Origin of the sequence: Paenibacillus sp. 7516 (genome assembly GCF_002272715.1) — a bacterium.
GTDB lineage: Bacteria > Bacillota > Bacilli > Paenibacillales > Paenibacillaceae > Paenibacillus > Paenibacillus illinoisensis_A.
Genome location: NZ_NPBI01000030.1, coordinates 24,778 through 44,969, shown reverse-complemented (window position 1 = coordinate 44,969; position 20,192 = coordinate 24,778). Strand labels below are relative to the sequence as shown.

At 49.7% G+C, this 20,192-nt stretch carries 21 protein-coding genes and 1 riboswitch; of the genes, 8 read left to right on the top strand and 13 right to left on the bottom strand.

Annotated features, from left to right (window positions below):
* Positions 1-47 precede the first annotated feature (47 nt).
* The 3 genes from coxB to CHI14_RS23705 all read right to left on the bottom strand — a co-directional run bounded on the left by coxB (position 48) and on the right by CHI14_RS23705 (position 2,826).
* A complete protein-coding gene (gene coxB / locus CHI14_RS23715) occupies positions 48-1,100 on the bottom strand; it encodes a cytochrome c oxidase subunit II (protein WP_095291889.1) in 1,053 nt (350 codons plus the stop codon).
* A gap of 583 nt (positions 1,101-1,683) precedes the next feature.
* Positions 1,684-2,445, bottom strand: coding sequence for a type I methionyl aminopeptidase (gene map / locus CHI14_RS23710; protein ID WP_095291888.1), 762 nt, complete (start codon positions 2,443-2,445; stop codon positions 1,684-1,686).
* A 192-nt stretch (positions 2,446-2,637) separates the two neighbouring features.
* The gene (locus CHI14_RS23705; protein ID WP_017690840.1) at positions 2,638-2,826 is read right to left on the bottom strand and encodes a hypothetical protein; all 189 of its coding nucleotides are present in this window, start codon (positions 2,824-2,826) and stop codon (positions 2,638-2,640) included.
* A 398-nt stretch (positions 2,827-3,224) separates the two neighbouring features.
* Here CHI14_RS23705 and CHI14_RS23700 point away from each other — a divergent pair, with 398 nt between their 5' ends.
* Together CHI14_RS23700 and CHI14_RS23695 are read left to right on the top strand one after the other, a co-directional pair.
* A complete protein-coding gene (locus tag CHI14_RS23700) occupies positions 3,225-3,506 on the top strand; it encodes a transposase (RefSeq protein WP_095291887.1) in 282 nt (93 codons plus the stop codon).
* A gap of 245 nt (positions 3,507-3,751) precedes the next feature.
* On the top strand, positions 3,752-4,090 hold the full coding sequence (locus tag CHI14_RS23695; RefSeq protein WP_095291885.1) for a DUF4870 domain-containing protein: 339 nt from the start codon (positions 3,752-3,754) through the stop codon (positions 4,088-4,090).
* A gap of 191 nt (positions 4,091-4,281) precedes the next feature.
* On the opposite strand, the gene CHI14_RS23690 is transcribed toward CHI14_RS23695, so the two are convergent.
* Entirely contained in the window at positions 4,282-5,643 is a 1,362-nt protein-coding gene (locus tag CHI14_RS23690) for a nucleobase:cation symporter-2 family protein (RefSeq protein WP_095291884.1), read from the bottom strand.
* Between the two features lies 1 nt (position 5,644).
* Complete coding sequence (locus CHI14_RS23685) at positions 5,645-6,232, bottom strand: xanthine phosphoribosyltransferase (protein ID WP_095291883.1); 588 nt, start codon at positions 6,230-6,232, stop codon at positions 5,645-5,647.
* A 249-nt stretch (positions 6,233-6,481) separates the two neighbouring features.
* A riboswitch (purine riboswitch) is annotated at positions 6,482-6,581 on the bottom strand.
* A 244-nt stretch (positions 6,582-6,825) separates the two neighbouring features.
* On the opposite strand from CHI14_RS23685, the gene mscL reads away from it, so the two are divergent.
* The gene (mscL, locus tag CHI14_RS23680; protein WP_095291881.1) at positions 6,826-7,320 is read left to right on the top strand and encodes a large conductance mechanosensitive channel protein MscL; all 495 of its coding nucleotides are present in this window, start codon (positions 6,826-6,828) and stop codon (positions 7,318-7,320) included.
* Between the two features lie 157 nt (positions 7,321-7,477).
* Here mscL and CHI14_RS23675 read toward each other — a convergent pair whose 3' ends face one another.
* The gene (locus CHI14_RS23675; RefSeq protein WP_095291879.1) at positions 7,478-7,780 is read right to left on the bottom strand and encodes a hypothetical protein; all 303 of its coding nucleotides are present in this window, start codon (positions 7,778-7,780) and stop codon (positions 7,478-7,480) included.
* An 80-nt stretch (positions 7,781-7,860) separates the two neighbouring features.
* Here CHI14_RS23675 and CHI14_RS23670 point away from each other — a divergent pair, with 80 nt between their 5' ends.
* Positions 7,861-8,520 (top strand): NUDIX hydrolase, encoded by a 660-nt coding sequence (locus CHI14_RS23670; protein WP_095291877.1) that lies wholly within the window; start codon positions 7,861-7,863, stop codon positions 8,518-8,520.
* Positions 8,521-8,760: 240 nt separating this feature from the next.
* Here CHI14_RS23670 and CHI14_RS23665 read toward each other — a convergent pair whose 3' ends face one another.
* A complete protein-coding gene (locus CHI14_RS23665) occupies positions 8,761-9,564 on the bottom strand; it encodes a TrmB family transcriptional regulator (RefSeq protein ID WP_095291875.1) in 804 nt (267 codons plus the stop codon).
* 67 nt (positions 9,565-9,631) lie between these two features.
* Positions 9,632-10,426, bottom strand: coding sequence for a zinc ribbon domain-containing protein (locus tag CHI14_RS23660; protein ID WP_095291872.1), 795 nt, complete (start codon positions 10,424-10,426; stop codon positions 9,632-9,634).
* Positions 10,427-10,764: 338 nt separating this feature from the next.
* Here CHI14_RS23660 and CHI14_RS23655 point away from each other — a divergent pair, with 338 nt between their 5' ends.
* The 3 genes from CHI14_RS23655 to CHI14_RS23645 all read left to right on the top strand — a co-directional run bounded on the left by CHI14_RS23655 (position 10,765) and on the right by CHI14_RS23645 (position 14,327).
* On the top strand, positions 10,765-13,341 hold the full coding sequence (locus CHI14_RS23655; RefSeq protein WP_095291869.1) for a UvrD-helicase domain-containing protein: 2,577 nt from the start codon (positions 10,765-10,767) through the stop codon (positions 13,339-13,341).
* Positions 13,342-13,546: 205 nt separating this feature from the next.
* Positions 13,547-13,864: a hypothetical protein gene (locus tag CHI14_RS23650; RefSeq protein WP_095291868.1), complete on the top strand. Its 318-nt coding sequence runs from the start codon at positions 13,547-13,549 to the stop codon at positions 13,862-13,864.
* Positions 13,865-13,958: 94 nt separating this feature from the next.
* Positions 13,959-14,327, top strand: a complete 369-nt coding sequence (locus CHI14_RS23645) for a hypothetical protein (RefSeq protein WP_095291866.1) — start codon at positions 13,959-13,961, stop codon at positions 14,325-14,327.
* An 85-nt stretch (positions 14,328-14,412) separates the two neighbouring features.
* Here CHI14_RS23645 and CHI14_RS23640 read toward each other — a convergent pair whose 3' ends face one another.
* Positions 14,413-15,483 carry a Gfo/Idh/MocA family protein gene (locus tag CHI14_RS23640; RefSeq protein ID WP_095291865.1) on the bottom strand — a complete coding sequence of 357 codons (1,071 nt, stop codon included), beginning with the start codon at positions 15,481-15,483 and terminating at the stop codon, positions 14,413-14,415.
* 41 nt (positions 15,484-15,524) lie between these two features.
* The gene (locus tag CHI14_RS23635) at positions 15,525-16,001 is read right to left on the bottom strand and encodes a GNAT family N-acetyltransferase (protein ID WP_095291909.1); all 477 of its coding nucleotides are present in this window, start codon (positions 15,999-16,001) and stop codon (positions 15,525-15,527) included.
* A 290-nt stretch (positions 16,002-16,291) separates the two neighbouring features.
* Between CHI14_RS23635 and CHI14_RS23630 the strand changes: the two genes are divergently transcribed.
* Positions 16,292-17,356: a copper amine oxidase N-terminal domain-containing protein gene (locus CHI14_RS23630; protein WP_170948254.1), complete on the top strand. Its 1,065-nt coding sequence runs from the start codon at positions 16,292-16,294 to the stop codon at positions 17,354-17,356.
* A 136-nt stretch (positions 17,357-17,492) separates the two neighbouring features.
* Here the strand turns inward: CHI14_RS23630 and CHI14_RS23625 are convergent, their stop codons facing one another.
* From CHI14_RS23625 to CHI14_RS23615, 3 genes are all read right to left on the bottom strand, one after another.
* Positions 17,493-17,894 (bottom strand): RidA family protein, encoded by a 402-nt coding sequence (locus CHI14_RS23625; RefSeq protein ID WP_095291863.1) that lies wholly within the window; start codon positions 17,892-17,894, stop codon positions 17,493-17,495.
* Between the two features lie 218 nt (positions 17,895-18,112).
* Positions 18,113-19,078 carry a M15 family metallopeptidase gene (locus CHI14_RS23620; protein WP_095291861.1) on the bottom strand — a complete coding sequence of 322 codons (966 nt, stop codon included), beginning with the start codon at positions 19,076-19,078 and terminating at the stop codon, positions 18,113-18,115.
* A 320-nt stretch (positions 19,079-19,398) separates the two neighbouring features.
* The gene (locus CHI14_RS23615; RefSeq protein WP_095291858.1) at positions 19,399-20,166 is read right to left on the bottom strand and encodes a hypothetical protein; all 768 of its coding nucleotides are present in this window, start codon (positions 20,164-20,166) and stop codon (positions 19,399-19,401) included.
* Between the last annotated feature and the right edge of the window lie 26 nt (positions 20,167-20,192).

Sequence of the window (20,192 nt, the reverse complement as noted above, 5' to 3'; positions counted from 1 at the left end):
ATGAGCATGAGCCAAGGTAGTGTACCCCCTTCTTCGTCCTTGCTGTTCTATTCATAGTCCAATTTGTAGTTGGCTAGATATTCGGCAATTCCGTCGATTTCTTCATCCGTAAGTCCAAGATCTTTTGGATTCGGCATCGTATTGCCTGGCTTCACGGATTGTGGATCATGGAGCCATTCTTTCATGTTATCCAGCACCGGATTACCTTCTTCCTGTCCCTCACGCTGGTTCAGCAAAATACCTGCGACAGCTTCCTTGCCGCCGATTCCTGTGAGATTCGGGGCAACAGGTCCGCCCTGATCGCCAACGGCGTGGCAAGACAGGCAGTTCGTTTTGAACTTTTCAGCAAGCTGTGTATCTTCCGGCAGCACTGCCGGTGCCTTCATCTCATTGACCCATCTGTCAAAGGATTCCTGGCTGACTGCTTTTACTTTGAATTCCATAAAGGCATGCGACCTTCCGCATAGCTCCGCACATTTCCCGCGGTAAACGCCTTCATTAGGTGCTGAGAAACTAAATCTGTTCACTGTTCCATCCGGGTTTGTGTCCATTTTGCCCGCAAGTGACGGCACCCAGAAGGAGTGAAGCACGTCCGCGGTTTTCAATTCGAATGCGATTTTTTTGCCGGTCGGGATGATAAGATCTTGAGAGGTGGTAACATCATATTGAGGATAAGTGAATTCCCACCAATACTGATGTGAGGTAACTTTGACCTGAATTGCATTTTTGTCCTTGGACAAATCTTCGCCTTGGGCAAAGATCGTCTGAACTGTCGGTACAGCCAGTACAATAACCAGCAATAGCGGAATGGCTGTCCAAATCACTTCCAGCTTGAAATTGCCTTCAACCTGTTCGGGAACTTCATTCTGCCCGGCACGTCTGCGAAACCGGATCAGCACATACGCAGCAATGGCAAATACAATGATGAGCACTACGATCATAATCGCAATGGACAGCTTCATCAGATCATATTGGCCTTGTGCCACAGGACCCTGAGGTTTCATTACCGACAAGTCTTCCCGCCCGCATGCGGATAGCAGCAAAGAGAACACCGCCAGCAAGGGGAGAATTCGCTTTGCAACCTGCCACTGTTTCATCATTGATCTACCCCACTTTTTTAACATTTTCGTAGATTACCGTTATCGTTCGAAGTTTAGCCTGATAAGGTCACTTCAGCCCGATCCGCATAATCCTGTCCGTCATACAGAACGCTTCCAAAAATAACGCTTCCAGAACCCCCTTCATTTCCTCCAAAGGGCATGTCTGCGCATTCTTCCAATTCATTCTATATGGTTCAATCACTTATTAAATATAAGTTGAGGGTATGATTTTGTCAATCTTTGGACACATGTTCACAAATTGTTCACTTATGTATAAAAACCGCACTACAACTTAGTTTGCAAACGATTTCAGTTATAAATGTAAACCTCTTAATTTGAAAATATTTGCCATATTTCGGCGATTTATCGTGAATTTTCAGTGACTTTTCTCACGTGAAAAACATGCAGTATTATGCAAAAGAATAAGAGCTTTTCTCAGCTTTCTTTTTTCCCAGCTTCTACAGGGCCAAATCCTACACTCTGTTCTATTCACATCGATGAACTGGCTTTGGCGTCTGACCCTGCATGTTGGCTTCACTCCTAAACGATCATTTGAACAAACCTTACCAGCCTATCAAAGGACTTACGTTCCATCGGTTAGTATAAGCGGTCCATCTCGGGTTATCGCAATTGTATGTTCATACTGAACTCCCCATGTTCCGTCGACCGTCCGGACAGTCCATCCATCTTCATCCCAGAACACGGCTCCAGAACTGCCTCTCGTAAATATGGGCTCAATTGTAATAACCATGCCTTCCGTAAGCATCATGCCGGTCCTGCGTTTACCATAAGGCAGTACATTGGGTGGTTCATGAATATACTGCCCAATCCCATGACCAATGAGCGGCTTAACAATGCCATAGCGGTACAATCTCGCAGTCCGTTCAATCGCGTTGCCGATATCCCCCAGCGTATTTCCTGGTACAGCCTGTGCTATAGCCCGGTGGAGGGCCCTTTCTGTGCGTTTCATCAGCTTGCGAATGGATCTGCGTTGTTCGCCAATTCCGTAAGTCCATGCCGAGTCAGCAAGCCAGCCATCCTTGTTTACCACCATATCAATGGTCACAACATCCCCTGCAGCCAATTCCCGTTCATCCGGGAAGCCGTGACAGACCACTTCATTCACTGAAGCACAAGTCGCATACGGATAGCCCTTATATCCCTTTTGCTCCGGAGTAGCCCCTCGTTCGGCCAGAAATGCCTCTACCCGTCTGTCGATCTCACCTGTGGTTATGCCAGGGGTAAGCCATTGTTCAATATGCTCGTGGCAGCTTCGCAGAATCCGGCCTGCTTCCCGCATGTAGCCAATCTCTTCTCTCGTTTTCAAAATAGGGTCCACATGCATTCATCCTTCCTGCCTATGTGTACTTCCATGTATATGCAGAAGAAATGCCACACAGCCCAAAAGTGACGCAATGCTTCATGTCCTTTCATTTCACAAGTAAATCTCAGGACAGCAAAAAAAACCGTCTGCCGGAGCATATCGCCCGGGAGACGGTTCTATTCATATCGGAACAGTATAATTCAATGATGTGTTTCAGGACACGGAAGAATCCATCTTGACAAGCTCGTGCTCGACCACAGAAGTCAATTCTTCCTCATATCCACCCGTAATCCGGTATTTTCTCACGTACTCCTTCACGAATTTTTTTGGATCCTTAGGACGGAAAATCCGAGTCATTTCCCTCAAACTTTCTTTGACCTCATTGTGACCTTTCGTTGCCATTGTAATTCCCTCCCAAAACGTTGAAAGTGAATGCTCCGTTTAGAGAACGCCGAATAAGTCTTAAATGCCATCCATGAAGTTGTGTGCGCGGCTTAAAGCAAGCTTTAGGTCGGGAACCTCGCTGAAAGCAAGTACCTGACACTATAAATACCCGATATGATTCAGATTGAATCATAATCTTATTGTAGCATATTCGGGAGTATGTTACGACTTGACGATTTTGCTTATTATTTATAACGGTTTTTACGCCCAAAAAGTTTAATCCCGAATCATATTTTATGAATATGTCCCTTCTGTACGGAATTAATTCTATCCAGCATAACACGGAACTATTCGGGGGATATTATCACGGACAACTCATACAGTTAAATTACTGGTATCAAAGGAGGCGCTGTTTCATGGACCGCAAAGAACAGGATATGCTGCCCCTTTCGCATGAAAAGGTGGAAGTCGACGGAGTTTACATCAATGAAGCGGGTCGCGAGGAACATCTGCACCGTGGTCAACATTTCCCGGCTGATCCGGTTCTGGGCAAATCGGAATGGAAGCTGACAGAGTTCATGTTTGAGAATCATCACGAAGGCCGCACGGACGAACGTCTGGTACCCAAAGAGAACGATACCGATAAAATTGGCAAAGTTACTTCTCCACGCAGAAACTTTCAACGAAAAGATCTTTAGATTCGTTTAAGCCTGTTGAATATTTCGCAAACATGACCGGGGCACATCACGCCATTACCTTATGGCTGGTGCGCCCTTGTTTTCCATATATGTCGATTGCAAGGTCTAACGTGCTTTTCCTCCTATGGAGCTCATAAGTTTCCCGTGTCTTATACTATATCTCGAAATATTCGTTATTAAACCCGGTTCAGTTCTGTCCACCTTCTTCATAACGTATAAAAAAAGGACAAAGGAGGCTGGACCGGATGTCCCCCATGAAATCCTCAAGCGGTCTGGATGAGAATATCGCCGGCATGCTCTGTTATCTGTTTACCTTTGTAGGTGGAATCGTCTTCCTGGCAGTGGAGAAACGCAGCCGGTTTGTACTGTTTCACGCTCTTCAATCCGTTACGGTCTTTGGCATTATTATGATCGGCCATGTTTTGTCGGCATTTCTGCCTCTATTCGGCCCTCTCGTCGCATCCTTGTTATCACTGCTGGGCGTAGTCGTTTGGATTATCATGGTCGTCACCAGCTTGCAGGGAAAATGGCTGAAACTGCCTTGGGTAGGGGATTTTGCAGAGAAACAGATGAGACATCTGTAGCATTTACTCCTAAACTAAAACAAAAACATCCGAATCACTGCTCTCGTGCAGCGATCCGGATGTTAAGGTGATATAACATTTATTCCGTGAATTAATCATGCCATTAACTTCATTCATTCATCACGTAACTTATTCATTTTGTGAGTTAACATAGCATCCATTCCGGATACCACCTCACCACATCTACATAATTATGCTGATTTCTCCGTCTCTCCAAGAATCGCATCTGCCTGCTTCTCAGCCATTTTTGCAGCTGTCGCCTTCGTACCGAGGCCATTAAACAGCAAATTCATAAAGATGGCGGTAAAGCTGCCGGCAATGATTCCGTTACCCAGCATAATCTGTGCCCAGTCCGGTGCACCCGCGAACAGCTCAGGCACAACCGTGACACCCAAGCCCATGCCTACGGAACAAGCAATGATAAACAGGTTCTCATGCCGATTCAGATCGACCTGGCTGCCAATAATGCGAATACCGGATGAAACAACCATCCCGAACAGCGCCACCATCGCTCCGCCCAGCACAGAACCAGGTACAAGCTGTGCGAGTGCAGCAATTTTCGGTACGAATCCGATCACGACCAGCAGTCCGCCTGCTACCACGATAACATCCCGAGTTTTAACACGGGTCATCTGTACAAGCCCTACATTTTGTGAATAGGTGGTATATGGGAACGAGTTAAAAATCCCTCCAAGTACGATTGCGAGCCCTTCCGCTCGATACCCCCGGGCCAAATCCTTGGAAGACAAATCCTTGTCCAAAATTTTGCCTAGAGCCATAAATACACCTGTCGATTCAGCTACGCTCACAATGGCCACCAGGATCATCGTCAGAATGGGAACAATCTCAAACGTTGGCGTACCAAAGTAAAATGGCTTCACCACATGGAACCAGCTTGCTTCACGAATCGGGGCAAAATTAACCTCCCCCATAAATCCGGCTGCTACCGTACCGGCAAGAAGACCGACCAGAACGGCGATTGAACGGATAAATCCTGTCGTGAAACGAGTCATAAGAATAATAAACACCAATACGCCGAAGCCGAGTAATAGATTCGTCCCGCTTCCGAAGTCTTCCGCTCCCTGACCGCCTCCCAGGTCTCTGAATGCTACAGGAATCAGTGTCAGACCAATAATGGTCACGACTGAACCTGTCACAACCGGCGGAAACAGGCGGATCAGTTTACCGAATAGCCCCGAGAACAACACTACAAAAATCCCTGACGCGATGACCGCCCCGTAAATGGCAGACACCCCGCTGTTCAGACCAATCAAGATCATTGGAGATACCGCCTGGAATGCACAGCCGAGCATAACCGGCAGTCCCACCCCAAAATAACGATTACCCCATACCTGCAGCAGCGTTGCCACACCGCAAGCCAGCAGGTCAATGGCAATCAGATACGTCAGCTGTTCCTGAGTGAAGCCCAATGCATTACTAACGATAAGTGGTACAACTACCGCGCCCGCATACATCGCAAGGACATGCTGCAGACCAAGCGAGAACGTTTTGATAGGATGCCGGTGCCGCTGGAAAATTCGCTCGCGTGCCATATTAGTTCGAGCCCTCCTCATCCGCAAATGTGACCTGTCCATCCGACAGGGCCCCAATGCGAACCAGCGATTCCACGCGGTATCCAGCTTCTTGCAGCAAGCGGCCTCCCGGCTGGAATGCCTTCTCTATGACAATTCCGATACCGACCACTTCAGCTCCGACCTGCTCAACGATGCGCGCCAGACCAAAGGCCGCCTCACCATTCGCCAGAAAATCATCAATGATCAGCACACGATCGCCAGGTTGCATGAACTTCTTGGCTACCGTAATTTCATTCGTTTCCTGCTTGGTGAATGAGTACACCTTCTCAACCAGAATGTCTTCTGTGAGTGTGAGCGACTTCTGCTTCCGTGCAAAAATCAGCGGCACATTCAGTTCCAGTGCAGTCATGATGCCCGGCGCAATCCCGGACGATTCAATGGTAAGCACCCGCGTAATGTTCTCTCCGTCGAACCGGCGGATGAATTCCTTGCCTACTTCCTTCATGAGAACCGGGTCCATCTGGTGATTCAGGAATGAATCCACTTTGAGTACTTGCTCGGACAGGACGATTCCTTCCTGTCTCACTTTGTCTTTTAACAATTGCATCGTGATTCTTCCCCCTGTGTGCCCTCTATACAGCCAGCCAGCATGTCCATCTCCGATGGTAAAAAAGCAAAAAGCCCGCCTTTTCACACGCTGCGGAAAAACCGGAGACGGGAAAAGACGGACTTGTACTTATCAGGACAAGCCGTATTGAATGCTGCATGTACGCATGGATATAATGGACATCCGAATATGGTAACCCCTAGGCTTAAAACTTCAGTCATTGCCTGTATAAGGTTGCCCAATCATAGCGATCATGCAGATCTTTCCCGTAGTCCGATCATTCCGGTGATCGGGTAGAGACATGCAGGCCTATTCCTGCACATATACGAGTAACGGCATATTTAATTCATTTTTGGCTCCAAGATTCGTTACAATATATGATCGCGAACCTGAATATAAAAGTGTAAACGTAACTGACAATGTTAGAAGTATACCGAATTGGCGGCGTGAAATAAAGAAGTATTTTCATGGAAATTGTGAAAACATGTCTTAATCTGTAGACAGGGGGTGATTGGAGCGTGTTTTTTTTGTACAATATGATAACGGATGCGCGGCCTAAACTATGAATTTATTGATTAAAGGAGATTGCAGAGATGAAAGGCATACTTAAGGAATTTAAGGAATTCGCCGTACGCGGCAACGTGATTGACCTGGCAGTCGGTGTCATCATCGGGGCTGCTTTTGGTAAAATCGTCACATCCCTCGTGAATGATATCATCATGCCCCCTGTCGGAAAGCTGCTTGGAGGCATTGATTTCAGTCAGAAAATCATTAATCTCGATCGGGATATGACTACTGCAAGCGGTCAGGAAATTACAACATTGGCTCAAGCCAATGAGGCAGGCGCTACAGTCATCGCCTACGGGCAATTTATCAACATCCTCATTGATTTCCTCATTGTTGCATTTTGCATTTTCATGCTCGTCAAGGGCGTCAATTATATTAAAAGCAAAGAGCACAAAAAGCCCGAGCCGAAAAAAACAACCAAGGCTTGCAAGTACTGTCTATCCGAAATACCGGCTGCAGCGACCCGCTGTTCACACTGTACTTCAGAGCTGGAGGCAGAAGGCAGCGGCGCTCCCGCATAATCAACAGGTTTACTCCTGTTTAGACCCTTTTTATGTAAGGAAACCGCTCCGACATGAAAGGTCTCACCTTAGAGGTGGGGCCTTTTTTTATTATGACCAAGAGCAAATGAAGGCTGCAGAAACTTATCCTCTCGTATTACATTCCTTACGGACTAGACTAGAATCGGCGTGGCAGCAAATGCTCCAGAATCGACTTCAGATCCTTATCTTCCTTGTATACTTCTTCCCCGGTATCGAGTTCGGTTACCCGAATATATTCAAAGTTGGCCGAAGCATCTACGGGTTTGAACAGCAATTGCGCTTCATCTTCAAGGCGTACATTGAATCCCATATCCTTAAACATGGTCGTCAGCTGGTTGTTAGCCGGTTCCTGACCTTGCCCGACAAAAATAAGTCCTCTTAGACTTTTACGTTCCTGTGGTTGCGGATAAATAACCTGAAAGTGTACAATGCATTCCATACGTTCGTTCCCCTTTCATTTAAAAACATACTTTGTGAAATTTTGAACTTTAAAACTTGCTATATAAGGAGATACGTATCATGACCCCAGAACGTTTCGACATTTATGATGATCAGCAAAATTGGATCGGCACAGAGCTCCGTAGCGTGGTGCATGCCAAAGGCTATTGGCACCGATCATTCCACTGCTGGATCGTGCGTGACGACGGTCATCAGCGGATGGTTCTTTTTCAGCGTCGCCGTGATATCAAGGATACCTTCCCGGGTTGTTACGACATTACAGCAGCGGGACATCTCACTGCGGGTGAGCAGCTTGAGGAGGCAAGTCGTGAACTGGAGGAAGAACTGGGCGTCCATGCTCCATTTGAATCCCTGTCTTACCTGCTCACTGCCAAGCAGCAGCTGCAAGGCGAGGTTCGAGGTGTACCATTTATGGACCGGGAATTCAGCTCGGTATACGGCCTATGTCTCAACCAGCCGCTCGAGGCTTACACCCTGCAGGCCAGTGAAGTGCACAGCCTATATGAAGCACCTCTGCAAGATCTGCTTGCCTTGTTTCGTGGTGAAACGGATACGATTCAGGCCACTGGAGTAAATGCGGAACAGACTTCTACCCTGAATACTTCATCTCCCACTCCGGAACGTCATACTCGCACAATCCATGCTTCGGAGTTCGTGCCCCATGGGACAGAGTATTACACCGGCGTACTCGAAGCTCTATATCACGTGCCCAAAGCCTGATTCATTCTTTACTCAAAATTGAGTCCTGTACTTATAACTCCAGTTTCTCAAAATTGATATGACTTCATACCTTAACTCTAACTCAACAGGACAGCGGTGCCGTGATGAACATCACTGACTTACTTCAAAACACAAAACAGACGTCTGCCTTCATGGCAGCGCCTGCTCTGTTTTAGTCTTCGAGTGTCCGGATGTTTACTCTGTTCCAGCGAACCAGGTGAGATCCCCAGCATCCTTTGCTCAGCCCTGATCTCCTGCCGCAGGAACAGACCAATAACGTGCGGACAGCTGTTCAAAGCGGCGTCCATAGCGGGACTCCAGCTCCTCACCCATATCCTGCTCCAGCTCGTACAGTACCAATTCCTGTGCAAAATGATTGAGCAGCAATCCTGTCATGACGGGATGTTCTGTTACAACCGCCTGAGTTGCACAGGATTCCCCGCGCATCCCCAGCATGCACCAACGCCGATCAACGACAATGGAGAACTTTCTCCCGTTTCCTTTACCATACAGAGGATTCCCAGGCCATGGTGCAGGCTGATCCAATATTCCCTCGCCACCATCACATGACCATAACAGCCTAACTCCCCGATCCTCTGCCTTTTTCAGGAGATCATGCAGCAATTCGGCTTCCTCACGCCAAATGTCCACGACAATTTCATGCTTGGCATCAGCCAGTTCACGGCTAAGGTTATCGAATACGTTTTTGTCACCTTCGATATTGTAAAAGACCGGCTTCTCAGGTTCATGCTGTGGCATGCTGCTCTGTACATACTCAAGAGAAGCACGCATCTGCCCGGAGATCATTTGAGTCATCTCCTCAGGCTTCAGCACACTGTACTTCGCAGGTTCTCCGGCACTGCAGCGCAGAAATCCGCGCTGAGAGAGCCGCTGCAAGGTGGAATACACATTGGAACGGGACACGCCCAGGCGCTTCGCAACCTCATAGCCGGAGGCTGACCCTTGGCGCGCGAGTTCCACCATAATTTTGGATTCCATCTCGGTAAACCCAAGATGATTCAGATGATGCAGCAGTTGGTCCATATTCCCGTCCCCCCATGCTGTCAGCAACCACACTGCCCTATCTTACTGCGGCAGTGGTCCTACTGCATCAGATCTGTTCCGCACCACAGCGTGGGCACCATTTGGAGCCTTTAGGCAGCTCGGATGCACAAATCTGGCATTTCACCATCTCCCGTGGTACTTCAGTCTGTACGTCAACTGTGTTGACGATCGGATTATTCTCTTTCCAGTAACGGATACGTTCATCGAGTTCCTGCTGCCTTTCCCGTTCGCGCAGCATCTCTTCTTCCCGGCGGCGTTCCCATTCTGCATCAAACGCCTCCTTCTCCTCCTGCGTGAATTCGGCACTGTTGAATTCGGATTCGGTCTCCAGATCTGCGATGGACGGGATTACCGTATGATAGGGTTCAGTTTCATCCACTTCGTCTTGCATTGTTGTCGTTTCCTCATAGAAAGGGCGTTCCGCACTTTGAGCCACAGCCGCTTCTTGCCGCACAGATGCCGGACCTGAAGTTGTTGGAGTGGATCTGAATTCACCCAGTTTACGTCCACATTTCGGACAGAAGTTGGCATCCAGTGAAGCAACGTGGCCGCATTCGCATAACCGCTCATTTTTGAGTTCGGCAATTTTGCTGCGCAAACCATCAATCTCATCCTGCAGTTCATCGCACAGATGTGACAGATCAACCATTTCTTTTTCGGCGCGCGTCATATCCTGTGCACGGTAGCCCTCATAGAAGATGCGACCCATATCTGTAAAATGGACTTCCTGCTCCTGCTGCAAGCCCACGATTTGATTGTTTAATTTCCCAATCTCAACAGCATGCTGTGCACGCTCCGTTGCTTTGTTCGCTCCGTTCTTGATTCGTTGAAGCAATTTCATGACATCTCCTCCTCTGTCCCGTCAGACGTTGAACTCTTCGGGTTCAACTGCAATTTGTTCTTTAATTTTCAATTTTCATAGTATATAACTTATACGATATCATGCCAAAAAGTTGCGCATACGCCCGTGAGTGCCCGTTTTCTGCCGATGCTGGATGAATTCGGGGGCTTTCGTCAGGACCATACGTTCGGGTATAATGAAGCTTTGGCCCGACATAACCGCCGATGTAGGCGACTAACTCTATCATACCAATTTACATTGTGATTGTGAAAAGGGCAAATGGTTTACTTTTAAGCGGGATAGTCCTATCCCTGAATGCATACAGAGGTGGATGAAACATGTTAAGTCCGAACTCAACGTTCTACGCCCGTCCGCTCGGTGTCACTCCGGCGGCATCCCTGCCCCAGTCCCCGTCTGCTCCGCTGGAGACCAGCCGGCAGCTCGTGGGCGATGACCATCAGGATGCGCCTTATTTCCGCTCACTGGAAGAGGCAGGCATCCGTCTGAACGGGCCACAAATATCAGCCGTCCGTCACGGCAAAGGTCCCCTGCTTACACTCGCCGGAGCCGGGTGCGGGAAAACGACCGTACTGGCGGCCAGAGCCGGTTATCTCATGGAAGTCAGCGGCGTTCATGCGGGCAGTATCCTGCTCGTGACATTTACCAACAAGGCTGCTGCCGAGATGAAAGACCGGATCGCATCACTGCCAGGTATTCGTCCTGCAGCTGCACGAGCGGTACAGGCTCGCACATTCCATTCCTTCGCCCTGACACTGCTGCGTCATTACGGCGTCCAGGAAGAAATCTTTGGGGAACCACGTGCCCAGCATACCGTGATCAAAATGCTTCTGCGGCAATACGGCATGAGTGAGGCCTTCCAACCCGAAAGTCTGCTGTCCATGCTGTCTGCCTGGAAGATGCAGGGCTCCGAAACGACCGACCTTCCCGAGAAATCGCAGGAGGAACGTGATGCCAAACGGGTCCTCCTCGGTTACGAGAACTGGAAACGAGAGCGTAACAAGATGGATTTCGACGATATCTTGCTGCGGGCTGCAGCCCTGCTTCGTGACCCCGCCGTGCTGAAGCCGCTTCAGCAGCGTTTTCAGTACATTATGGTCGATGAGTTCCAGGATACAAATAAACTGCAGTATGAAATTGTGCAAAAGCTCGCTTCAGCCCATCGCAACCTGATGGTTGTGGGTGACGATGACCAGACGATCTATACGTTCAATGGAGCACGCCAGGAATCTATTCTTGAATTCGATAAAGTTTACCCCGGGGCACGCATCGTGACGCTGGATATCAATTACCGCAGTGATGCACGCATCCTTGGACTTGGCAGTGAACTTGTCGCCCGCAACAAGCGGAGACGGGATAAGCGGCTGCGTGCAGCCGGTCATCGCGGAGACGCACCACGCTTCGCCACGCCTTCGAACGCAGAGGAGGAAGCAGCCTGGGTCGTGAACCAGATCTGTCAGCAGGTTGAGGAAGGATTGCACACTTATCGCGATATTGCGATCCTGCACCGAACAGCCAGCAGCAGCCGGGCCGTATTTGAGCAGCTGGTATTAAAAGATGTGCCGTTTGTTCAGCATGGGGCTTCCCCGGTATTCTACGACCAGTCCCTCATCAGGCCCCTGATGGATCATATGCGCCTCTCCCTGAATCCACGCGCTGTGGATGCTCTCCCAAGTGCACTTGGACCGCTCTACGTATCCCGTGATGCCGGGCTCGAGTGGATTCAGCGCAGCGAACAGCAGCAAGCCAAAAAGTATCCACTGATCCATCTGGCCAAATGGGACAAGCTCAAGACCTTCCAGCAGGAACAGGTCAAGGAACGCATCAAGCTGATCAAGTCGCTGCACAAAATGAAACCGGTCATCGCCATCCAGGAGATGCGCCGCCAGTTTTACGACAAATATATGGAAAGCGGCGATCCGAGCATCTTCACCCACTACAAGGAAACGATGCTGGAGACACTGGACGAATTCGAAGCCGCAGCCAAAAAGTTCGAAACGGTAGAAGCGTTTATAGAGTTTGCCGATGAGCTCTCCCGCAGACACCGTGAAATGGAATCCCTGCGCCGCTCCCAGGACAGCGATGCAGTGCAGCTGATGACCATCCACCGGGCCAAGGGACTTGAATTCCCATGTGTATACTGGATCGGTGCCAGCGAGGGCATTGTGCCTCACAGTACAGCCCTGCGGCAGGATATCCCTGAAGATCAAAAGGCAGCTCTTGCAGTTCAACAGACCGATACGGAGCTGGATATGGCTCTGGAAGAAGAACGACGGCTCGCTTATGTTGCGATTACAAGGGCGAAAAAGTACTTATACGTCACTTCACCGGCCAGTCATCACGGGAAACCGGCAGACGTATCCCGCTTTTTGCTCGAAGCCTTCGGGCTTGAGGTTCCAGACAAACGTAAAGAGCGCGACGATAGCCGAACAGGTCATTCAGCTTCGTATGGCAAAGGAAGTGGACAATCTCCCCGCTCTGGTACTCGTGCCGAGGGCCGGGATGTGGTACATCGTCGTGCAATCAGCTACAGCGATCGTGACCATGACGTTCACAACGAACGTGACGAGGATCGCCTCAGTGAACGTCGTGGCAGCGGACAAATTCGCAACCATAAGGCCTTCAGCACGACAGGTGTTCGTCAGGGAAGCCAGGTTGCCTCATCTTCTCCCGGTTCAGGATCATCGCCCTCAGGACGTTCTGAACGCACAGAGACGGTGGCGATCTGGAAATGCAGTTCATCTACCTGTAAGGCATGGCTACGTCAGAAACCCGCCGTACCTACTGCAAAAACAGCTAAACGGGCTGCAGCCGGACCGCCGCCATGCCCCCTGTGTTCAGGTTCCATGGAAGCTGGAACACGCGAGGTGCCTGTAACTGGACGGACAGGGCGATAAGCTGCTACTTAAGCGGCATGAAATCTAGATAAAATGCCAGATTGGCAGCAAAGCCTATCCACCATGGTTTATTGGTGGATAGGCTTTTTTATGTCATGATGACAAGATAAATTTCTGGATGGAAACAATCTTGATTCAATCCGTGTTGTTACTATATACACTTAAGTTAAATGATACTGATTAATCGAAACGAAAGAGGTGTCTTATGGAATTGGAGATGGCAATTAGAGAGCGTATCCAAGAGCGCTATGATATTTTACATGAGCTTTATGATATCTGGTTCACAGAAAACCCTGCTTATATTGCACCTAAAGAAAGATTCTATCAGCAAGATCACATCGAGAAACACAGGGCCATCACTTATCTGTTGGACAAAGGGTTCATTGCTGCCACCCCCGTAACCCATGAACCTGAACAGGTTGCCGTTTGCATTACTGTAGAGGGGATTGATTTTTTCGAACAGGGGCGGTTGGAGGGCAAAGGGAATGGATGGGGAATCGTGATTGAGCAGTCTTATGAATAGACACGGTTGAACGGCTATCCTCGTTTCAGGGCGCTTACTGCTGTTTATTAACAGTAGAAGCGTCTTTTTTCCATTTTAGAATGGAGGTTGGATTATGCAGGACAGTAAAAAGCATTATTTTGTATCCGTAACCCATAACCTCATTGAACAGACTCAGAATGAATCAGCACCATTTGAAGTCGTGGTGGATGATGAACAGTTAAATCGGCTGAAAGACTTGATGAAAGTGCTGGAGGACGACGATGCCTATACGCTGCAGCGCGCGCCTGTACCCTACAAATCAGCAGATCACGACGAAGCAACCGAACAGTTTTCGGATGGCATGACCTTGCTGTACAGCTTCCTGTACGACCACGGAACTCCTGATACCCGGCAAGCGATTGAGAGCATGAATGTGCTGCCAAGGCTGCAGGATACAGATTACGATGACCCCGGGTATGAGAACTCTCCAATGAACAAATGACACAGTCAAAAGCATGCGATGCCGCACAATGCGGACCCGCATGCTTTTGTGTGGTCGGAACCCTCCATGAAACGCTGCGATCAAATTAATCCAGACGAATCTCCTGCCCTTTCTCAGCAGATTCATAGATTGCGCATAACATCTTGGTAGAAGCTACCCCGTCTGCAATCGGGCTGATTGGTCCGGTCCCATTTAAGCAGCAGTCCACAAAGTGATCAATCTGATTCTGGAATGCACTATGAATATGCAGCCCCGTATGATCTGTCTGCGGCTCGATATTCATGATGGTGTTGTGTTTTTCCGTAACAATCAATGTCTCAGGTTCGAGCTCGAAGCCGCCGCGTTCACCGTACAATTTGACATAGGACTCCTCCCCGCGAGCATGCAAAGTAAAGCTTACATCCACAGCAAGCGAAGCTCCATTCTCGAAGCGAATCAGTGCGTTAGCCATATCTTCTACGTTATTCACGGCAGAACTGTAATCCGCTGCCTTGTAGAAAGAAAGGTCTTCGATATGAGCACGATTACCCAGCTTCCGATAGGTGTTCCCACTTACCGTAACAGGTTTCGGCCGGCCCATGAGATACCAGCATTGGTCGATGATATGTACGCCCAGATCAATCAGAGGACCTCCACCAGAGCGGTTCTTGTCCGCGAACCAGCCTCCGGGATTGCCCAGACGGCGAAGTATGGATGCCTTGGCATAATACAATTGACCAAACTCCCCTGCATCGATAAATTTCCGCAGCATCTGCATATTGTTGTCGTAGCGCCGCACAAATCCAACGATGAAGGTACAGCCGCTTTTTTTCACGGCCTCCTCAATTCGTAATGCATCTTCCACATTCGTTGCCACAGGCTTCTCCAGCAGCACATGCTTGCCCGCCTCCAGGGCTGCAATGGCAAATTCGGCATGTGTATTGTTCCATGTACAGATGCTGACTGCATCCACATGAGGGTCCTTTAGCATTTCCCTGTAATCGGTATAGACCGACTGTGCATCATATTTCTGTGCTGCGGCTGTTGCGCGCTGTTCATTCAGATCACAGATGGCATAAATGACAGCGTTCTCGTTTTTGGCATAACACCTCATATGCAGATCCGAGATGGATCCGGTGCCGATCATTCCGATGTGCAGCATTTTACTTGTACTCATCTTCGTCCTCCCTTCCTTTTTCCGGAAGCTTCATGATCTCTCTAGTCTGCCCGCAGCATGCCTCTGTAAATACCCGGTGTAGAATTTTCGATCTTCACGGCACCCAGCGTCCGGGCATAAAAATCTACTGGTCCTGCCGATCCAATGATCGCATAGCCATATCCATCTGCCTTCATGGCGTGCATGCAAGCCAGCAATAGAGCTGTACCTACACCTTTGCCCCGCGCCTCCTGGCTCACTCCTGTTGGACCGAAGAAGTTGCGGCATGTCGCTTCATAACAGGCGAAGCCTATTATTTTTCCGTGTTCGAGGGCAATATAACAGGATATGGGCTGGCGTGCAAAGGAGACATCACACTCATCCACCCAAGGCTGGCTAAAATGCGATCTAACCCAATCCAGCACAAGCTGTTTCTCCGGGGCAATGGCTCTTCGGATTACGATTGAGGACTGCTCCAGTCTTTTCAATCCACTCTCCTGCTCCGGCAAATTATAGAGCGTTACCAACATATCACTCATCTGATCCATTCCTCTCCTCATTGAATGTTATGGCGTTTTTTTCAAACTTCCAAGCGAACAGAACAGAGCAAAGGTGTACCACTCATCTGAAATTAACCGTATCCCGCTGCCTGTAACCCGGAAATTCTCACATTGGACAAATAATAATCTGACACGCCATTTACATGACTCATCGTTCAGCTGCAACACTTGGACGGTTTGTTCCGTCTATAAGAATGAACGCGGCCCTAATTAGGAGTTTACCGCGAACTATCTAAGATTAGAAGGGAAGATCAACAATGAACAACAACATGAAAAAAGTAAGTGCCCTAATGGTCCTGTCCATGGCCCTAAGTGGAGGAGCGGCATACGCTGCGACACTGGATACTACCCAGTCCAGCAGTCCAACCTCCGTAGCTGTAGATAGTGCATTGTCTAAATCCGTAAACGTAACTGTCAACGGCACAGCGATCACGGATGGCTATTGGAACAAAGACAGCAAGGAAGCCATGATCGCACTGCGCGATCTTACGGATGCACTCGGCATTGAGCTGAAATGGAATAAGGAGAATAAGTCGGCCGAGCTAACCAAAGGAAACTTCTGGACACTAGTTATGGCAGACAAAGACCAATATTCGTTTAATAAAATGCTGATTACCTTGGGAACAGCACCTCAAATCACCGATGGCAAGTTGTTCGTACCAGCTTCATTTGCAGAACAGGTGCTACATACCCAGGTAACAACAACTGGCAATCAAGTTACGATTTCCAGTGAAGAGGACGTGAAAAACGTTACTGAGCGCGGCGTCATTACAGGAATTAACCCGGATACCAAATATCCTTCCATTCATATTGGTGGCACAGGCACTGAAGGTCTGGTGCTTAATCTGGGTGAGGATACCGTTATCAAATCTGCTGACGGCAAGGAGATTTCACTTACCGATCTGACCATTGGCATGACTGTAGAAGCTGTACACGCACCAATCATGACCATGAGCCTTCCACCGCAAACACCGACCTACGAAGTGACTGTTGTGGATACCGTTACTAAGGAATCCGTTACGAAATCGGAAGATGTTCTGGGTACTTCGGGTACCATTGAAAATGTAACAACTACCAAGGATCAAGGGACCCAGATCGAGATCTCTGGCTCCCGCCTGACCGAAACATCGCCTGACCATGTCATCCTCAACATTTCGGAAGATACCAAGCTGGTCAATCAAAAAGGTGAGGCCATCAAAGCAGAGGAACTGACGAAAGACGCAAAAGTCATTGGATTCTATAGTCCGATGCTAACTCGCAGTCTGCCTCCGATCGGGAATGCCTGGAAAGTGGTCGTGGATACTTCGGGTGCAGAGATTGTACCGTTTCAATAAGCAGGAGTTGTCACAGGTTTATTAAATTAGACCGATTAAACCTATAACGTTCCAATTGAAAAATAACCTTACCCGGTCTGTTCTTTTACAGACATGGGATAAGGTTATTTTTCCGTTCTCGCTATGTAGCCTTTGTTTATTCGGCCTCTGGATCACTTTCAATTATGGCTTCCGCTTCAATCTCAACCATTAACAGCGGATCAATGAGTGCACTTACCTCAACCATGGTGGCTACAGGCTGGATCTGGCCAAAGAATTCACCATGGGCCTTGCCTACTTCCTCCCAGCGGGAGATATCCGTCACGAACATGCGGGTTCTAATCACGTCCGACAAGTCTGCACCCAGTTCATTGAGCGCCTTCTCAATCGTCTGCAAAACAAATCTGGTCTGAGCATATGGATCACCCGCTCCCACTACAACGCCGTCCTGCATGGCTGTCGTTCCTGCCACCTCTATCCGGTTTCCTACCCGGATGGCCCGGCAATAACCCACAAGCGGTTCCCATGGTGAACCGGTAAATACCTGCTGTTTACTCATTGTGTCCTCCCTCACTCTGCTTGTCATTTTCCTCGATAATCTCTGCATTATAACAGGCCGGGCTTAATCTGAATACCAAAAATTAGGTAATCTGAAGTTATAAATGCACGAAAAAAGTCCCGTGTACGTAACCAGCCGCTATGCGACCAGCCACGTTTACAGGACTTTTGTTTTATTAAGGCATTCATGTACAAATCTAAGTATGCTGTACGTCCGACTTACAGTTTAATATCGGCCTCATCAAAGTATTCTTCAAGGGTCAATCCGCTTTTCGCAATATCGGGTGCCAGGTCGGTTCCGACGTATCGGATGTGCCAAGGCTCGTAGACGTAACCCGTAATGTCTTCCTCACCCTTAAGATAGCGGATAACGAAGCCATAGTCTGCAGCATGTTCTGCCAGCCACTCGCCTTCTTTCGAGGTGCCAAACACTTCTTCCAGGGCATTACCTACACTCGGGCTGGATACGTCGATCGCAAGACCCGTCTGATGTTCACTTCTGCCCGGCTTAGAGCTCACACGATCTGTATATTCTTGTCCTTTGGTCTGCACATTGTTGTTATAGATGGAAACCTGGCGTTCATATGAACGGTATCCAGACACCGCGCGCAGCTCGATGCCGTCCGCCTCAGCTCCTGCAAACAGCTTCTCCAGCGCTTCTGCAGCTTCCTTCCGCATGTGGCGCTTCTCGTGAGGACCATCGAAGGAAAATGGCACATTCGGCTCTACCAAATCGTCTGGCTCATAGCCTTCCGGCAGGCTGCGCTGCTTGTTCACGATAACCGTCATGGACTCTGCATTGGTAACAACGGATTGACTGTCAATCGTATTTTGCATCGCACTGATGCTTCGCTTCTCCATCAGAGGGTCACCCGCAGCTGTCCCATTGCCAGCATCTGAAGAGTCCTGCTCTTCATCCGCAGAAGCATTGCCGGAATCCCCGTTCTCACCAGATGATGGCTGATCTGTCTCGCTGCCGTTTGTCTTGTCGCCGTCATCCCCTGTTTCCTCGGTTAAATGAACGGTCGTTCCGTCCGTTTCCTGCTGCGTATTGCCTGCTGCGTTCAGATCCTGACTTTCCTCTGATCCCGAGCCATCCTGGCAGGCGGACAGCAATGCTCCGCATATCATAAGCGAGGACAGCAATACCACGATATGGCGCTGTCTTCCTGTTCGTGATTTCATCTAAAAAAACTCCTATCGCAATATAATCATGATAAAAATAAAATATGCTCCGGGGCATTTCATCCCCTGCGACAGTATACATCAAATTACAGTGAAGCTCCACCGCTCCAAGGCTCACTGGCAGGGTATAACCTTCATGTGAAGAAGGGTGCACGGCTTATACGGCTGTTTTTCGGACATTTCGGGCATCATCCCAACGTTTAATCAGCAGATCCAGATTAAAGTCAGGGTTGATATCCTTTCCAATCCTGCTCGCCATAAGGCCATCTCACACAGACAAATAAGCGAGGGTGATCAAGATCTCCCCCGCCTCATGCCTGTTATGATTTGGTTGCCGGGCTGTCCTTCTTCTTCTGGACAGCCTGCCAGATCCGCGCAGCTACACGCTCGCGGATCATGGTTAGACCTGCTGCCACGGGTACTCCCGGCAGCAGCGCGGCTAGTTCCGGCGTTGCCGGGGGCTTGCCCGGCTGCGCCAGCTGCACCTGCACCGCGCCGAAGCCGGGGCCTGGCTGGTGCATGGCGCCGTCTGCGGCAGCCTCGGCGATCCACTCGCCGACGGCAGCGCCGCCTTCGCCGCCCCGCGCCTGCGGGCGGCCCGCCGTTTCCGCGGCGCGGCCCGCGCTGCTTGGATCATGGGCCAGTTCCTCTGCCCATGATCCAAGCACGCCGGCAAGCAGCGCTTCGCGCGGCAGGCCGGCGTGCGCGAGCTCCAGCAGCGGCTCGGCCGCGAAACGCGCAGCGATGGCGTGCTCCGCAGCCGCAGCATGCGCGCAGTCTGCGCGGCCGCAGGTGCATGCCGCAGCGGCCAGCGCTTCGGGCAGCAGCCCCGCGAGCTCGGCCGGGGCTGGGCCGCCGCGCAGCAGCGCGTACAGGGCCAGCGGCCGTTTGCGCAGCTGGACCAGCACGGCCTCGCGAGCTTCTTCGCTGAGCTGCGGCAGCTTACCTGTTACCGTGAACAGGCTGGCGGCTGTTCCTGCCTGCTCCGCGGCTGCTGATGCGTTCTGAAGCGCTTCAGCAGCCTCACTTACCCCTGCTGTCCATCCACCGGGGGACATATGCAGCTCCACATTCCACTTTTCGCTCATAACCTTCCCCCTTCTCATATGATCGC

Excerpts from the sequence above, each read along its gene's own strand:
- CHI14_RS23660 (WP_095291872.1), bottom strand. The coding sequence starts at position 10,426 with ATGAAATTGCTTCAACGAATCAAGAACGGAGCGAACAAAGCAACGGAG.
- CHI14_RS23635 (WP_095291909.1), bottom strand. The coding sequence starts at position 16,001 with ATGAGTGATATGTTGGTAACGCTCTATAATTTGCCGGAGCAGGAGAGT.
- CHI14_RS23685 (WP_095291883.1), bottom strand. The coding sequence starts at position 6,232 with ATGCAATTGTTAAAAGACAAAGTGAGACAGGAAGGAATCGTCCTGTCC.
- CHI14_RS23650 (WP_095291868.1), top strand. The coding sequence starts at position 13,547 with ATGGAATTGGAGATGGCAATTAGAGAGCGTATCCAAGAGCGCTATGAT.
- mscL (WP_095291881.1), top strand. The coding sequence starts at position 6,826 with ATGAAAGGCATACTTAAGGAATTTAAGGAATTCGCCGTACGCGGCAAC.
- coxB (WP_095291889.1), bottom strand. The coding sequence starts at position 1,100 with ATGATGAAACAGTGGCAGGTTGCAAAGCGAATTCTCCCCTTGCTGGCG.
- CHI14_RS23700 (WP_095291887.1), top strand. The coding sequence starts at position 3,225 with ATGGACCGCAAAGAACAGGATATGCTGCCCCTTTCGCATGAAAAGGTG.
- CHI14_RS23645 (WP_095291866.1), top strand. The coding sequence starts at position 13,959 with ATGCAGGACAGTAAAAAGCATTATTTTGTATCCGTAACCCATAACCTC.
- CHI14_RS23630 (WP_170948254.1), top strand. The coding sequence starts at position 16,292 with ATGAAAAAAGTAAGTGCCCTAATGGTCCTGTCCATGGCCCTAAGTGGA.
- CHI14_RS23615 (WP_095291858.1), bottom strand. The coding sequence starts at position 20,166 with ATGAGCGAAAAGTGGAATGTGGAGCTGCATATGTCCCCCGGTGGATGG.
- CHI14_RS23655 (WP_095291869.1), top strand. The coding sequence starts at position 10,765 with ATGTTAAGTCCGAACTCAACGTTCTACGCCCGTCCGCTCGGTGTCACT.
- CHI14_RS23665 (WP_095291875.1), bottom strand. The coding sequence starts at position 9,564 with ATGGACCAACTGCTGCATCATCTGAATCATCTTGGGTTTACCGAGATG.
- CHI14_RS23675 (WP_095291879.1), bottom strand. The coding sequence starts at position 7,780 with ATGGAATGCATTGTACACTTTCAGGTTATTTATCCGCAACCACAGGAA.
- CHI14_RS23670 (WP_095291877.1), top strand. The coding sequence starts at position 7,861 with ATGACCCCAGAACGTTTCGACATTTATGATGATCAGCAAAATTGGATC.
- CHI14_RS23620 (WP_095291861.1), bottom strand. The coding sequence starts at position 19,078 with ATGAAATCACGAACAGGAAGACAGCGCCATATCGTGGTATTGCTGTCC.
- CHI14_RS23640 (WP_095291865.1), bottom strand. The coding sequence starts at position 15,483 with ATGAGTACAAGTAAAATGCTGCACATCGGAATGATCGGCACCGGATCC.
- CHI14_RS23705 (WP_017690840.1), bottom strand. The coding sequence starts at position 2,826 with ATGGCAACGAAAGGTCACAATGAGGTCAAAGAAAGTTTGAGGGAAATG.
- CHI14_RS23690 (WP_095291884.1), bottom strand. The coding sequence starts at position 5,643 with ATGGCACGCGAGCGAATTTTCCAGCGGCACCGGCATCCTATCAAAACG.
- map (WP_095291888.1), bottom strand. The coding sequence starts at position 2,445 with ATGCATGTGGACCCTATTTTGAAAACGAGAGAAGAGATTGGCTACATG.
- CHI14_RS23695 (WP_095291885.1), top strand. The coding sequence starts at position 3,752 with ATGTCCCCCATGAAATCCTCAAGCGGTCTGGATGAGAATATCGCCGGC.
- CHI14_RS23625 (WP_095291863.1), bottom strand. The coding sequence starts at position 17,894 with ATGAGTAAACAGCAGGTATTTACCGGTTCACCATGGGAACCGCTTGTG.